This is a genomic window from Flavobacterium tiangeerense (assembly GCF_007830355.1).
Taxonomy (GTDB): Bacteria; Bacteroidota; Bacteroidia; order Flavobacteriales; family Flavobacteriaceae; genus Flavobacterium; species Flavobacterium tiangeerense.
Genome location: NZ_VLKO01000002.1, coordinates 107,746 through 121,879, shown reverse-complemented (window position 1 = coordinate 121,879; position 14,134 = coordinate 107,746). Strand labels below are relative to the sequence as shown.

Annotated in this window: 10 protein-coding genes; 3 read left to right on the top strand and 7 right to left on the bottom strand. The window is 34.8% G+C overall.

Annotated elements, in window-relative coordinates; all coding sequences use genetic code 11:
• Window positions 1-119 precede the first annotated feature (119 nt).
• The 3 genes from IQ05_RS02210 to IQ05_RS02200 all read right to left on the bottom strand — a co-directional run bounded on the left by IQ05_RS02210 (window position 120) and on the right by IQ05_RS02200 (window position 3,136).
• A complete protein-coding gene (locus IQ05_RS02210; protein WP_144889407.1) occupies window positions 120-578 on the bottom strand; it encodes a ferritin-like domain-containing protein in 459 nt (152 codons plus the stop codon).
• A gap of 221 nt (window positions 579-799) precedes the next feature.
• A complete protein-coding gene (locus IQ05_RS02205; protein ID WP_144889405.1) occupies window positions 800-1,984 on the bottom strand; it encodes a pyridoxal phosphate-dependent aminotransferase in 1,185 nt (394 codons plus the stop codon).
• A gap of 54 nt (window positions 1,985-2,038) precedes the next feature.
• Window positions 2,039-3,136 (bottom strand): fatty acid desaturase family protein, encoded by a 1,098-nt coding sequence (locus IQ05_RS02200; RefSeq protein WP_144889782.1) that lies wholly within the window; start codon window positions 3,134-3,136, stop codon window positions 2,039-2,041.
• A 105-nt stretch (window positions 3,137-3,241) separates the two neighbouring features.
• Here IQ05_RS02200 and rsmG point away from each other — a divergent pair, with 105 nt between their 5' ends.
• Entirely contained in the window at window positions 3,242-3,871 is a 630-nt protein-coding gene (gene rsmG / locus IQ05_RS02195; protein WP_144889403.1) for a 16S rRNA (guanine(527)-N(7))-methyltransferase RsmG, read from the top strand.
• A gap of 21 nt (window positions 3,872-3,892) precedes the next feature.
• Complete coding sequence (locus IQ05_RS02190; RefSeq protein WP_144889401.1) at window positions 3,893-4,441, top strand: hypothetical protein; 549 nt, start codon at window positions 3,893-3,895, stop codon at window positions 4,439-4,441.
• A gap of 94 nt (window positions 4,442-4,535) precedes the next feature.
• Here IQ05_RS02190 and pruA read toward each other — a convergent pair whose 3' ends face one another.
• The 3 genes from pruA to IQ05_RS02175 all read right to left on the bottom strand — a co-directional run bounded on the left by pruA (window position 4,536) and on the right by IQ05_RS02175 (window position 8,187).
• A complete protein-coding gene (gene pruA, locus IQ05_RS02185) occupies window positions 4,536-6,164 on the bottom strand; it encodes an L-glutamate gamma-semialdehyde dehydrogenase (RefSeq protein ID WP_144889399.1) in 1,629 nt (542 codons plus the stop codon).
• A gap of 287 nt (window positions 6,165-6,451) precedes the next feature.
• Window positions 6,452-6,838 (bottom strand): Co2+/Mg2+ efflux protein ApaG, encoded by a 387-nt coding sequence (apaG, locus tag IQ05_RS02180; protein WP_144889398.1) that lies wholly within the window; start codon window positions 6,836-6,838, stop codon window positions 6,452-6,454.
• A gap of 83 nt (window positions 6,839-6,921) precedes the next feature.
• Window positions 6,922-8,187 (bottom strand): type IX secretion system plug protein, encoded by a 1,266-nt coding sequence (locus IQ05_RS02175; RefSeq protein ID WP_144889396.1) that lies wholly within the window; start codon window positions 8,185-8,187, stop codon window positions 6,922-6,924.
• A gap of 166 nt (window positions 8,188-8,353) precedes the next feature.
• On the opposite strand from IQ05_RS02175, the gene IQ05_RS02170 reads away from it, so the two are divergent.
• Window positions 8,354-11,164 (top strand): M16 family metallopeptidase, encoded by a 2,811-nt coding sequence (locus IQ05_RS02170; protein WP_144889394.1) that lies wholly within the window; start codon window positions 8,354-8,356, stop codon window positions 11,162-11,164.
• Between the two features lie 54 nt (window positions 11,165-11,218).
• Here IQ05_RS02170 and IQ05_RS02165 read toward each other — a convergent pair whose 3' ends face one another.
• On the bottom strand, window positions 11,219-14,125 hold the full coding sequence (locus tag IQ05_RS02165; RefSeq protein WP_144889392.1) for a DEAD/DEAH box helicase: 2,907 nt from the start codon (window positions 14,123-14,125) through the stop codon (window positions 11,219-11,221).
• Between the last annotated feature and the right edge of the window lie 9 nt (window positions 14,126-14,134).

Sequence of the window (14,134 nt, the reverse complement as noted above, 5' to 3'; positions counted from 1 at the left end):
TTTAAATTGTCCTACTAAAAAAGAGCTATTTTAGAATAACATATGAAATCTTCGATACTAAATAAAAAACCACTTTGCGATAGAACAAAGTGGTTTTAACATCTAAATTTGAATGGTGTTTAGTGTGCTTTTTTGGCTTTTATCTCCATCAAAGTGTGTTGAATGCTTTTTAATTGCTTAGCAATTATAGCAATTTGCGTAGCTTCAAGACCATTTTTTTCTAATACTTTTTGGTATCTCATAACTGCAGCTTCATCTCCTGTGATGCAGGCATTCAAAATTGCCTCTGAGTCACCTGCTGTTAAAGATGATTTAATGTCAATCCAAGTACGATGTAAGGTCCCTAAAAGTCCACCGCCAGCTGTATCAGTAGATTTTCCAAGTTTATTAATTTCATCTTGCATGGCTACAATAAAGAGGTCGCGTTCTCGTGCATACCCTAGTAAATCGGTTTTTACAGCCTGATTGTCTACATGTTCAGCTGCATTTGTGTAGCCTAGTTTTCCGTCTTCTAGAATCGATATAAGTCCTTCAAATGTATCGATGGCTTCTTTTCTGGTTTCATCTGTGTGTGTCATAGCAAATATTTTTTATTAATAATTACTTCAAAGTTGGCGCTATTGGCTTAGTAAATTGTTACAGAATTAAAGCTAATGTTTGTGACTTTTTTGTTATCGAAATCGACCCTGTTGCTATTGATTTACAGTTGTTTATGATAGCTTCATTACTGTAAAGTATAAAAAAATGCCCCAAGAAATAAATCTTGAGGCATTGTATTTTAAATATTTCAATACTAGTTTTATGCGACTGCTTCTTTAATGCGACGCAATGCTTCTTTTAATAATTCTTCGCTAGTAGCGTAAGAAAAACGAATGCAGTTTGGATTCCCAAAGGCGTCACCAGTTACAGTAGCTACATTAGCTTCGCTTAAAAGGTACATAGAAAAATCATTGGCATCTTTGATAAAAGTTCCTTTAAGTGTTTTTCCAAAGAACGATGAAACGTCTGGAAATACATAAAAAGCACCTTCTGGAACGTTGATTTTGATCCCTGGAATGTCTCTCAGTAATCCTACAACTAAATCTCTACGGCTGTGGAATGCATCTACCATGTGTTTTAAAACACTAGGGTCAGCATCAACAGCAGTAATTGTAGCGCGTTGTGCTATAGAATTGGCTCCTGAGGTTACTTGTCCTTGAATTTTTGTACACGCTTTTGCAATGAATTCTGGAGCGCCTATGTATCCAATTCTCCAACCTGTCATGGCAAAAGCTTTGGCCACACCATTTACAGTAATGGTTCTTTCTAGCATTCCCGGGATGGATGCAATGCTGCAAAAAGTTCCTGAAAAATTGATGTGTTCGTAAATTTCATCTGCAACTACATATACGTGTGGGTATTTTTCTAATACAGCAGCAAGTGCTGTTAATTCCTCACGGCTGTATACAGATCCTGATGGGTTACATGGCGATGAAAACCACATCATTTTAGTTTTTGGTGTAATGGCAGCTTCTAATTGTGCTGGTGTTATTTTGAAATCTGTTTCTACAGATGTAGGAACTTCAACAGGAACACCTCCTGATAATTTTACAATTTCGAAATACGAAACCCAATACGGTGCTGGTAAAATTACTTCGTCACCATCATTTAGCATTACTTGGGCAATGTTGTACAACGATTGTTTCGCTCCGGTAGAAACCACAATTTGTGTGGGTTTATAGTCTAAATTATTATCTCTTTTAAACTTTCGGCAAATGGCTTCTTTAAGTTCTAAGTATCCTTCAACAGGAGAATAAGTGCTGTAATTTTCATCAATAGCACGTTTTGCTGCTTCTTTGATAAAATCAGGCGTATTAAAATCAGGTTCGCCAAGGCTTAAACTGATGATGTCTTTGCCTTGCGCCTTTAATTCTCTGGCTAAAGCCGCCATGGCTAAGGTTTGTGAAGTAGATAAATTATTTATTCTATCGGATAATGGATTCATTTGTATGAAGTTGTAGTTAGTTTTAATATGTTACTAGCCCATGAAAGGCTTTTTTTATGCGGTTAATGCTGGATTTTGTCCTAAATCTTTTAAATGTTTGAAATGAGCAATCACGGCACTTCTCATTGTTTTGTATTCGTAATAAGGGAGGTTGCATTCTGCAGCAGTTTCTTTTACAATTTTTGCAATTTTACCGTAATGTACGTGGCTGATATTAGGGAAAATATGGTGCTCAATTTGGTGGTTTAATCCGCCAGTGTACCAGTTTACAATTGCGTTTTTTGGTGCAAAATTAGTCGTGGTAAACAATTGGTGAATAGCCCAAGTATTGTCCATTTCGCCTAATTCGTTTGGTGTAGGATTTGTAGTTTCTTCTACTACGTGCGCTAGTTGGAATACAACACTCAAGATCAAACCAGCAGTGTAATGCATCACAAAAAATCCGATTAGTACTTTCCACCAAGTGATTCCAATTACGATTGGTAATACAATCCAAATAGCAACATAAATAACTTTGGTGATAATTAGCGTTGTCCAAAGTATTTTTGGGCTCTTAGCTTCTCCGTAAGATAATTTTCTTTTTAAGTAGTTGCGCATTTGCTTAAAATCGGTAGTAATCGCCCAATTGAAAGTCAATAAACCGTACAAGAAAATAGAGTAGTATTGTTGAAAACGGTGAAAGTTGTACCACTTGGCTTCTTTGGTAAAACGAATAACACGACCAGCATCTAAATCTTCATCATGTCCCGGAATATTGGTGTAGGTGTGGTGCAAAACATTGTGTTGAACTTGCCAGTTGTACACATTACCTGCTAGTACGTATATCGTTCCGCCCATGAATTTGTTAACCCATGATTTGTTTGAATACGACCCGTGATTTCCATCATGCATCACATTCATTCCAACACCCGCCATACCAATTCCCATGACGATTGTCAATAATAAGTGTGCCCAAAATGGCATACCAAGGGTGAGAATTAAAAAGTAAGGTGCTAGAAAAACAGAAAATAAAATAATCGTTTTCAGGTATAATTGCCAGTTGCCTGTTTTTTGAATGTTGTTCTCTTTGAAGTAGTTGTTAACCCGAGAGTTAAGTGTTCTAAAAAATTTTAGGCTATCTTGCTTAGCAAAAGTAGGGGCATTGTTATTCATATAATGAGGATAAGGTTCAAAGGTAATTATTAAAAATTTTTTGGTATACAAATTTGAGATAAATATTTTAACCATAAAGTATTACTTTTGTTAAAAAAATAATAGATGGACGAGATTCTAAAGTATTTTCCTAATTTAAGTGATCTTCAGAAGGAACAGTTCGAAAAGCTCGATTTTTTATACCACGAATGGAACGAAAAAATCAATGTGATTTCGAGAAAAGATATTGATTCTTTATATACCAAACATATTTTACATTCACTTGGAATTGCTAAAATAATGAAATTTGAACCTGGAACGTACGTTTTAGATGTGGGAACTGGCGGTGGATTTCCAGGAATTCCATTGGCGATTCTTTTTCCGGAAACTAGATTTTATTTGATTGATGTTATTGCCAAGAAAATAAAAGTGGTTCAGGCTGTTGCCGAAGGTTTAGAGTTGAAAAACGTAAAAGCAGAGCAAATGCGTGCTGAGAATGTAAAAGGTGATTTCGATTTTATCGTGAGTCGCGCGGTAACCAATATGCCTGATTTTGTGTCTTGGGTAAAAACCAAAATCAAAAAGAACAACAAACACGAATTGAAAAACGGAATCCTCTACCTAAAAGGAGGCGACTTAACCGAAGAGTTAAAAGATTTCCCAAAGGCTACCGAGTACAACTTAGCTGATTTTTTTGAGGATGAGTTTTTTGAGACTAAGAAAGTGGTACACTTGCCGTTGAAGTTTACTAATTAAAAATTATCTTAAAAGGAGTCAATGTCTGATTTAAATATTACAATAAGGTCTTTTAAGATTTCAAAATGGAAGTTACTTTTTAAATCCTTATTGAATCTTTTGTTGTTATTAATCCTATTGATAATAATTTTTGTTACGATAGAAGCTTTAAGCGGTTTTTTTAGAAATGATAAGAGTAAAGGATTTATTGGTGTTGGATATTTACTACTTTCTTTATATGCTTTGCTTTATTTTGGAACTTTTTTTAAGCTATTTTTTCAATATTATATTCATGATAAAAACAATGAAATTTATATAGATTACTCCTTACACAAAATAATAATTAAAGATATTAAATCAGGGAAAGAAAAAATTTTCGATGATCAAAATTTAAAAAGTTTAGAATTTAATATTTCTACAAAGAGTACTCAAAATTTGACAAGTGAATATGATTTTGTAAAATTGAAATTAATTGATAACGAGGAGTATATTATTACAAATTTAATTTTAGATAGTTCGCATTTAATTGATGTTCTACCAAATGTAAAAAGATTAATAAAGTTAAATTCAATAAATTATTTGAATAAGTAAATTTTGAATTAATGATGGATTTTCTATCGATAAAAGTAAACCCCACAAAAATCAATTCTGATTCTTATGGGGTTTCGAACTTTAGGACTAAAAACTACTCTCCTAAAAATGGGTATCTGTAATCAACTGGAGTTACAAAAGTTTCTTTGATGGTTCTTGCAGAAGTCCATCTCAATAAATTTTGCATAGATCCTGCTTTATCATTAGTTCCTGATCCTCTTGCCCCACCAAACGGTTGCATCCCTACAATAGCTCCTGTTGGCTTATCATTGATGTAGAAATTTCCAGCAGCGTTTTGTAGTTTCACGGTAGCTTCTTCAATAGCATAACGATCTTGACTGAAAACTGCACCTGTCAAAGCGTACTCTGATGTAGTGTCTACTAGTTCCAATGCTTCTGCCCATTTAGCATCTTCGTAAACGTAAATAGTAACGACTGGTCCGAATAATTCGGTTTCCATTGTTGCGTATTTTGGATTGGTAGTTAGAATCACTGTTGGCTCTATAAAGTATCCTTTTGATTTGTCATAATTTCCACCGATAATTACCTCTGCATCTGCATCAGCTTTGGCTTGATCAATGGCTTTAGCCAATTTATCAAATGAACCTTCAGAGATTACCGCAGTGATAAAGTTGCTCATATCTTGTGGCGATCCCATTTTCATGGATTTTAAATCAGCTTCTAATTCAGCTTGTACAGCTGGCCATAAACTTTGCGGAATGTACACGCGTGAAGCAGCGCTACATTTTTGACCTTGATACTCAAAAGCACCACGTGCTATACCTGTGCTAACTTGTTTTGAGTGAGCAGATGGGTGTGCAATGATGAAATCTTTACCACCAGTTTCACCTACAATACGTGGATATGTTTTGTATTTGCTGATATTAGTACCAATTTTTGCCCAAATATCATTGAACACCCCAGTAGATCCTGTAAAGTGAACTCCAGCTAAATCACGGCTAGCCAATAAGGTTTCGGTGATCATTCCTGAGTCTCCCATAACCATATTGATAACACCATTTGGTAAACCTGCTTCTTTGAAAATTTGCATCAATAAATTAGCAGAATAAACTTGAGTAGCTGCAGGTTTCCAAACCACAACGTTACCCATTAAGGCAGCACTTGTAGGTAAGTTTCCAGCAATTGCTGTAAAGTTAAAAGGAGTAATAGCGTATACAAATCCTTCAAGAGGTCTGTATTCAACGCGGTTCCACATGTCTGATGTTGACTTGGGTTGCTCGTTGTAAATTTGTGTCATGTACTGTACGTTGAAACGTAAAAAGTCAATAAGTTCACAAGCGGCATCAATTTCTGCTTGGTATATTGTTTTAGACTGCGCAATCATAGTAGCTGCGTTAATCTTAGCTCTGTATGGTCCTGCTAGTAACTCGGCTGCTTTTAAAAAAATTCCAGCGCGTTGCTCCCAAGCCATTTTTGCCCAGTCTTCTTTAGCTTCAAGTGCTGTTGATATTGCAGCTTCTATATGTTTTTTTTCAGCTTGGTGATATACCCCTACAATATGTTGGTGGTCATGAGGTGCAGACATATTTTTAGTGTCTCCAGTTCTAACTTCTTCGTTTCCTATATAAAGAGGAACGTCTACTGTAGCGTTCCACATTTCGGCATATGCTGCTGAAACTGCTGTTCTCTCAGGTGAGTTTGGTGCATAACTTTTTACGGGTTCGTTTACTGCGTTGGGTACGTGAAAAAATCCTTTTAACATATTGATGTTTTTATTGGGTTAAAAATAGTGTTGTCTTGTTTTTTAAACTTTAAACAAAAGTACAAAGGTTTCTTTAAAGATTTGACATTTTTTAAAGTAATCTAAATCCTCGTGGTGTTACTTTGAAAGGTATAGCCCTGATAGTAATGAAAAGCTTTTTGAAGTGGAAAGCCTATTTTTGCAGTGCTAAAAAAGCGACCCAAAGAAGCTCTTTTTAGTGCTAGCAAAATTAGCTTGACACAAAAAAACTTGTAATGAATAGCAGGATTAGCTCCTTGTGAAAAGTATTAATTAAGTGCAAATGGTGCACATAGCCTAAAAGCAGGTACGATTACTTTGAAATTTCTAGTTGAAGTAAAATTAATCATGTTGAAGTATCCTTTCATAGCACCATACGGTGAGGATAATAAGCAACCTGAGCTGTAAGTATGTTGTTCGCCAGGTTTTAATACTGGTTTTTTTCCAATAACACCTTCGCCATCCACAATTTCTATATCGTTAAGAGAATCAAAGATATCCCAATGACGTGAGATTAATTGTACTGAATCCTTACTGTGATTTTCAATTGTAATTACATAACTAAAGGCAAAGTGAATCTTATAGTTTTTGAAGTAAGTACCTTCAAAACTAGTTAATACTGAAATTTTTATGCCTCTTGTTATTTGAGAAACCATATTAAAAGAGTGAATATGTGTTTATTATTGACAAATTTACAAAAAAATGGTCTTAAATCAGTCCATTCTATAAAAAGTTTTTTCTAGTTAATAATGTTCAAGGAACTCGCTACGCCTTTACCAACCACGCGCTCGTACCGATCAATACTTTCTTTGTAATAGACCAATATGGTGTACTCATTTTCGGTTTGATAAAAGTTGCCATCAATGCTGTTTTCTTGGTCAATTATGCCAGTATCATTGGCAATTGTATATTGAAAATTTGCGAATCCTTGTTTCATTAAAATAGCTTTTTCATACCTGCCATTTTTTGGGTTATACTCCATCTGATATTCTGGAGTTAAGGCGTAGTTATTGAACATTCCTGTTACGTACACATTTTTGTTCATTCTGAAAGTTGGAGCAGATAGGTTGAAGTATACCCAAGCATAATCAGCTTCTATTTCACTTTTTATAGTGTTTATATTTTTCGTAACAAAGGCACCATTGGCATCTTGAGTAAAAGTATACGGGAAATTTGCACGAGCGGCATTTGTGTGTAAAAAAGTGCCATAAATAGGTGTGCTAGAATCAATTCGGGCCACATTATTGCTTGCTGAGCGAATGTCTTTGTTTTCGAAAAATAAAAATTCATTACCTGCCCAAAACTGCGTCTCAATATCGTATTTGTAAATCAGGTCATTTCCTATTGTATATTGAGGTTTAATATTTTTTAATGCGGTTTTAAACTGTGCGTTTTGTAAAATAAGAACTTTCACGTTCTTAATTGGATTTTGAAAAGTAATGCTGCTAGATTTAATGCTAAAATCAAGATTGTGTTTTGCATCATTGCTTTGTACTGTTCTTGCTCTTTTTATTTGCAAGGGAACTGTAACAAGGTCTTCGTAAAGAATGAATTTTCTAGAAAAAACAACCTCTTTGTTTTCGTCCAATACCTTTATCATGTAGTTACCACTGATTTTGAGTTGTTGCGTAAACTGGTTGGGTATCGCTAATTTGTAATGCGAATAAATCTGAAGCGTGTTAAAGGAATTTGTATAATCTTGTATTCTTTGATTGTCAAAACCTTCGAGGTATTCATTTTTGGGAATAGGGGTGGGAACCCAGTTGTAGTCGCAATGAATTATTTCATAATAGTAATTGGCTTCATTGCCATACAGATCATCAAATTCTAATTGAAATCCTTCGCCTAATTTTAAAAATGGAATGATATTTTGATCATTCTGAATAAAGGAAATTGTTTTGATGTTAAAAGGTGGTGTGATCTCTTTTTCTGCCTGCGCAAATGTTACGCTGCTGAAGCTAATGGCAGTGATAAGTAGAACTATTTTAGAAAAGAAGGTACTCATTATGGGATGCTTAAGATTGTGTAAATATAAGGATTACTGCTCTTTGTTGCAGATTTATTTATTCACCTATAGTATGTTTTACGTATGTAAATTCTGTTAAAAAAAGCATAATGTTGTAATGTATTAAGGTTTTGGGTGCTATTTTTACTGCAAACAAACAAAACTTATGAAAAAATTAAACAAATTAGTACTAGGGATTATGTTGTTTCCAGCGGCTGTTTTTGCACAGCAAATGGATTTTTCAACAGCAATTCCCTTAGACCCTTCGGTAAAAACAGGAAAACTACCAAACGGGTTAACGTATTACATCAAGAAAAATGCCAAACCAGAAAAGAAGGTAGATTTGCGACTGGTTGTTAACGCGGGTTCTATTCTCGAGGAAAATGATCAACAAGGATTAGCGCATTTCATTGAGCACATGTGTTTTAATGGAACCAAGCGTTTTCCTAAAAACCAATTGGTGGATTACTTACAAAGCATTGGTGTAAAATTTGGTCAACATTTAAATGCCTACACTGGTTTTGATGAAACGGTTTATTTTTTACCAATTCCATCAGATGATCCTGAAAAATTAGAAAAAGGATTCCAAATTATTGAGGACTGGGCGTTCAACACTGTTTTGACACCAGAAGAAATTGATAAAGAAAGAGGCGTAGTATTAGAAGAATATCGTTTAGGTTTAGGTGCTGGAAAAAGAATGATGGGTCGTTATCTTTCTAAAATGATGCATGATTCTAAATATGCTACTCGTTTACCAATTGGTCAAAAAGAGGTATTAGAAAAGTTCAAACATCAGTCTTTAATTAATTTTTACAAAGATTGGTACCGCCCTAACTTGATGAGTGTTATTGTAGTAGGTGATATTGATGTAGCCGAAATGGAGAAAAAAATTATTTCTCACTTCTCTGCTTATAAAAATCCTTCAAATGAAAAACCAAGAAAGGTATTTGAGGTTCCTAATCACAAAGAAACTTTTGTAGCTGTAGAAAGTGACAAAGAAGCCTCAAGTACTCAAGTACAATTATTGTACAAAGATTATGCTGGACCTAAGAAAATGGTAAATTTAGGTGATTTTAAAAATTACATGATCGAGAATTTATTTGCAACGCTTTTAAATACGCGACTAAATGAGTTGACCAATTCTTCTACACCACCATTTACTTACGGGTATTCCTATTATGGTGGAACGTTTGCAAGAACCAAAAAAGCATATCAATCCGTTGCAATGTCTCAAGAAGATAAGCAACTAAGCGCCTTAAAAGTATTGGTAACAGAAAATGAGCGTGCTAAGAAATTTGGATTCACACAAGGAGAATTAGATCGTGCTAAGTCTGAATTTATGGCTTCTATTGAAAAAGCATACAATGATAGAAGTAAAACGAATTCAGAGAACTTTGTTGGGGAGTTTCAAGCAAATTTCCTTGAAAACGAACCTGCTCCAGGAATTGAATGGACCTTTCAAACCTTCAAGCAAATCTTACCGTTGATTGATCTTAAAGATGTAAATGGGTTAATTAAAGAGTACGTTAAAGAGGATAACCGAGTTATTATTCTAACTGGTCCTGAAAAAGAAGGCTTGAAAAAAGTAACAGAGCAAGAAGTATTAGCTGCAATAAAAGTGAATACTGACGAATTAAAACCGTACGAAGATGCTGCCGTTGCTACTAGTTTACTAAGAAACGAAGTAAAACCAGGAACTATTGTAAGCAGAGAAAGCAATGCAAAATTAGGTACAAAAACACTTGTTTTGTCTAATGGTGCCAAGGTAACTTACAAGAATACTGATTTTAAAAATGATGAGGTTCTTTTTGAGGCAGTAAGTTTAGGTGGTTCGAATTTATATTCGAATGAAGAAATGAAAAAAGTTCAGTTTGCCAATGGAGCACTTGCAGAGGCAGGTTTCTCAGGATTAAAATTGAACGATATCAATAAATTCATGACGGGTAAAATAGCAAGAGTAAATCCGTACATTGGTGCTACTACCGAAGGTTTACGTGGTTCTTCAACACCTAAGGATTTAGAATATCTTTTCCAAATGACTTATGCTTATTTTACAGATTTAAATTTTGATCAAGAAGCTTTTGAAGGCTTTAAGCAAAAGCAGTCTAGTTTTTTCAAAAACATGGCTTCTACACCTCAAAACTATTTTCAACAAGAGTTTTATACTTACTTGAATAAGGAGAATCCAAGATTCAACGGAGTGATGCCAACTGATAAATCTTGGGCAGATACGGATTATAAAGTAGCGTATGAAAAATACAAAGAGCGTTTTGCAAATGCTGCTGATTTCGAATTTTATTTTGTTGGAAACGTTGATGATGCAACAATCGAAGCATTCGCAGCAAAATACATAGCTTCATTACCAGCTAATGATAAAAAAGAAAAAGCAGTAGATTTAGGTTACAGATTGCTAAAAGGAGACTTGAAAAAAGTAGTAAATAAAGGAGCAGATCCAAAGAGTAACGTTACCATCATGTTTTATGGGGATGCTAAATATTCTGCTAAAGACGCTATGAGTATACAAGCTTTAGGCGAAGTTCTTACTATTAAACTGACAGAGCAATTGCGTGAAAACGAAAGTGGTGTGTATGGTGTAAATGCAAGAGGAAGCATCAGCAAAATGCCATACGGATCATATAATTTTTCGATAGGTTTCCCTTGTGGACCAGAAAATGCTGAGAGGTTAACTGCATCTGCATTGAAAGAACTTCAAAACATTATTGACAAAGGACCAGATGAGAAAGATATTGCTAAATTCAAGGAAGGTGAACTTGCTGATTTTAGAAAAGACAGTAAAGAAAATAGATACTGGTTGTCTAATCTAACAAGATCATACATCAATGGATACAGTACAGAGGATGTTTTTAAATTTGAAGAAATGGTAAATGCAGTTACTGCTAAAGACATTCAAAACATAGCCAAACAATATCTTACAAAAGATAAAGTGATAGGTATTTTGATGCCAGAGAAAAAATAATTTTTTTAGTCTTAAAACTAAAACCTGCTATTTCATTGAAGTAGCAGGTTTTTTTTATGCTAGTATAAAATCTAAATTTTCTTCAATATCAGGGCTGATGTGGTTTTCATCAAGCAACGCATCCGAAAGCAGTTTTTTGTTTTCCTGCAAACGAATGATTTTTTCCTCAACGGTATTCTTGGTAATGAATCGAACGACATTTACTTTGTTCAACTGTCCAATACGATGCGCGCGACCAATTCCTTGCTTTTCAGCAAAGGGATTCCACCAAGGGTCTAAAAACAAAACATAAGAGGCTTTGGTAATATTTAGTCCCACGCCACCCGCTTTTAAGGAAATGAAAAACAATTTGGAGCGCTCTTGTTCTTGAAATTTTTGCACTTGATACGCGCGTTCATTTTGTGGCGTTGCGCCAGTCAATTCACAAAAATCGATTTTGTTTTCGATGCTCCATTTTTTATAAAATTCCAAGTTAGACACAAACGAACTGAACACGATCGTTTTTTGATTGGATTGTACTAAGGTTTCCAAATATCGCGTCACTGCAATATATTTTCCCGAATCAAGTTCTGATTTTTTATCAATCATTTTAGGGTGATTGCTCAATTGTCTTAAGCGCATCAACGTATTGATAATATTGATTTTGTCAATGCCAGAACCATCGGTTTTTAAAAGTGCGTTTCTTGCTTTCGACTTTTCTTCTTCGTACAATTTCTCTTGTTCGGGTTCCATATCACAATAAAAAACTTGTTCCGAGAGCTCCGGTAAGTCTTTTAAAACTTGTTCTTTCGTGCGTCGTAAAATAAACGGACTGACTAGGTTTTTGAGTTCCAGCAGGCTGGTTTCGTCTTGCTTTTTTTCAATAGGAACTTTGTAATGCTCCGCAAAAAAAGCGTAACTCCCCAAAATATTCGGATTGATAAATTGCATTTGTGACCACAAATCGTCCAATGAGTTTTCGATAGGAGTTCCGCTCAATGAGATTTTATGAGTGGTTTGCAGTTCATTTATAGCCTTAAAAATTTTCGAGTTCTTATTTTTGATGTATTGACTTTCGTCTAAAATTAAAAAACGAAATTGGTACTTTTCTAAAATAGAAAGATCTCTCGCCACCACCGCATAGCTCGTAAAGATCAAGTCGTATTTTTCTAATTTTTTAGAAATTAGTTTTCGATCTTGTCCCACATATTGAATTCTTCGAAAATGAGGCGTAAACTTTCTAGCTTCGTTGTACCAGTTGAACACCAAAGAGGAGGGAAGTACAATCAAGGCTTTTAGATATTCTTTGGCAACAGGAATTTCGTTGCCGAATAAATCGAGTTGAATGTTTTCGGCTTTTTCAAAATCTAATTTTTCTTGAACGGCGACTAGTGTTGATAGGGTTTGCAATGTTTTTCCCAATCCCATATCATCGGCTAAGCAAGCGCCTAAACCGTTATTGTAATGTTCTAGAAGCCATTGTACGCCTTCAATTTGGTAAGGTCGCAACGTAGCTTTAACCAAATCCGAAGGTTGGTATTGAACCGTTTCTTTTACATGCAAGGTCTGTTTTAATTGCGGAATTTCTTCAAAAACGGCAAAATTACTTTTGAGCACTGCCATAGTTCCGTTGTTGATTTTAGCCAGTTTGGCCATGGCTGCATAGCGCGTCATCCATTCAATCGGAATCAAAAAATAATTCCCATTGGGTAAGAGAAACAAGCGATTTTGGCTTTTTATATTCGGAATCAAGTCGCTGAAATTGAATTCAAAATCATCACAAAGTACAGTCATTTTAATATCAAACCAATCGTTTTGAATGGTGTTGGAGAATGTAATGGTAACTGCGTTATTATCAATATTTTTTCCGTCGATTTTGAGATTCTCTAACGAAAAACCTAATGATTCTAATTTCACACGATTTTCTAATGCCCATTGCACACAAGCGTAGGTGTCTTTTTGTTCTGTTTTTTGTAATAGTCCAAAAAGCTGATTTTCTTGTTTGCTAACTCCAAGTTCTTCAAAGGATTCAATAAATGTATCCTCAGCTTGACTACGCTTGTATTGGATTAGTTTTATGTTCTCTAAGTCTTTTAAATCAATTTCTGTATGCGTGTTTTTGGTTTTAGTGGCATCAAAAACGTATCCGTTATAATCAAAAGTAAGGCTAATGAAATAGGTGTTTTTAAAAAAGTCATGTACCAATTGTAGGTTGCAAGAACGTATAGCGGTTTGGGTTATTACTTCAAAACCCGTGGCGCTTATGTCTACTTTTTTGGCAATGTCTTTAATGAATTTTTCAAAATAATCGGGAACTAATTTCGAAGGAATTTCGACCGTTTTTTTATTTAAAAAAGGGGTTACTTTTTTGGAATTGATGCTTTTTAACGCATACAGTTTATGGTGTGAAACCAACCATCCCGGTTCGTCTAACAACAATGTTACTTTTGTGTTCGAGGGATAAAAAGCAAGGTCATTTTCCTTGAGTTTTAAAGTATATGAAATTCCGTTTTCGTGTTTATCAAAATGCAGTTTGGTTTCTAAAGCTGGATTTTGAGTGCCAATACGACTAATGCGAAAATCTTTTTCTTTACCTAATTGAAACGAAAGCGGAAAATCATGTTCGCGAACTAAAGCATAAAAGGATGCTAATTGCAGTTGTATGAATTGTGTAATTCCGAATTTTAATTTCTCGTCTTGCAATAAGTCCTCAATCTTCTTGGCAGCTTTACTTTTTGTTCTGTATTTTTTAAACAAGACTTCTGGCTGCAGGCTTTCGCAAATGCTAAGTATTTTTTGCGCTGCAAGTGGGAGTTGTTTTGTCTCAACGCCCATACTTTGCAGCACTTCTGAACTTGCTTTTTTTTCTAAATACGTGATGGTATCCACATGTCCAACCACATACGAAGTAGGGATATAGTAATTGAGTTTCGCTTCAAAACTAAGATCAAAGCAAAACTGGAAATGATTTTCGGGTTCCAAAAGTATAAC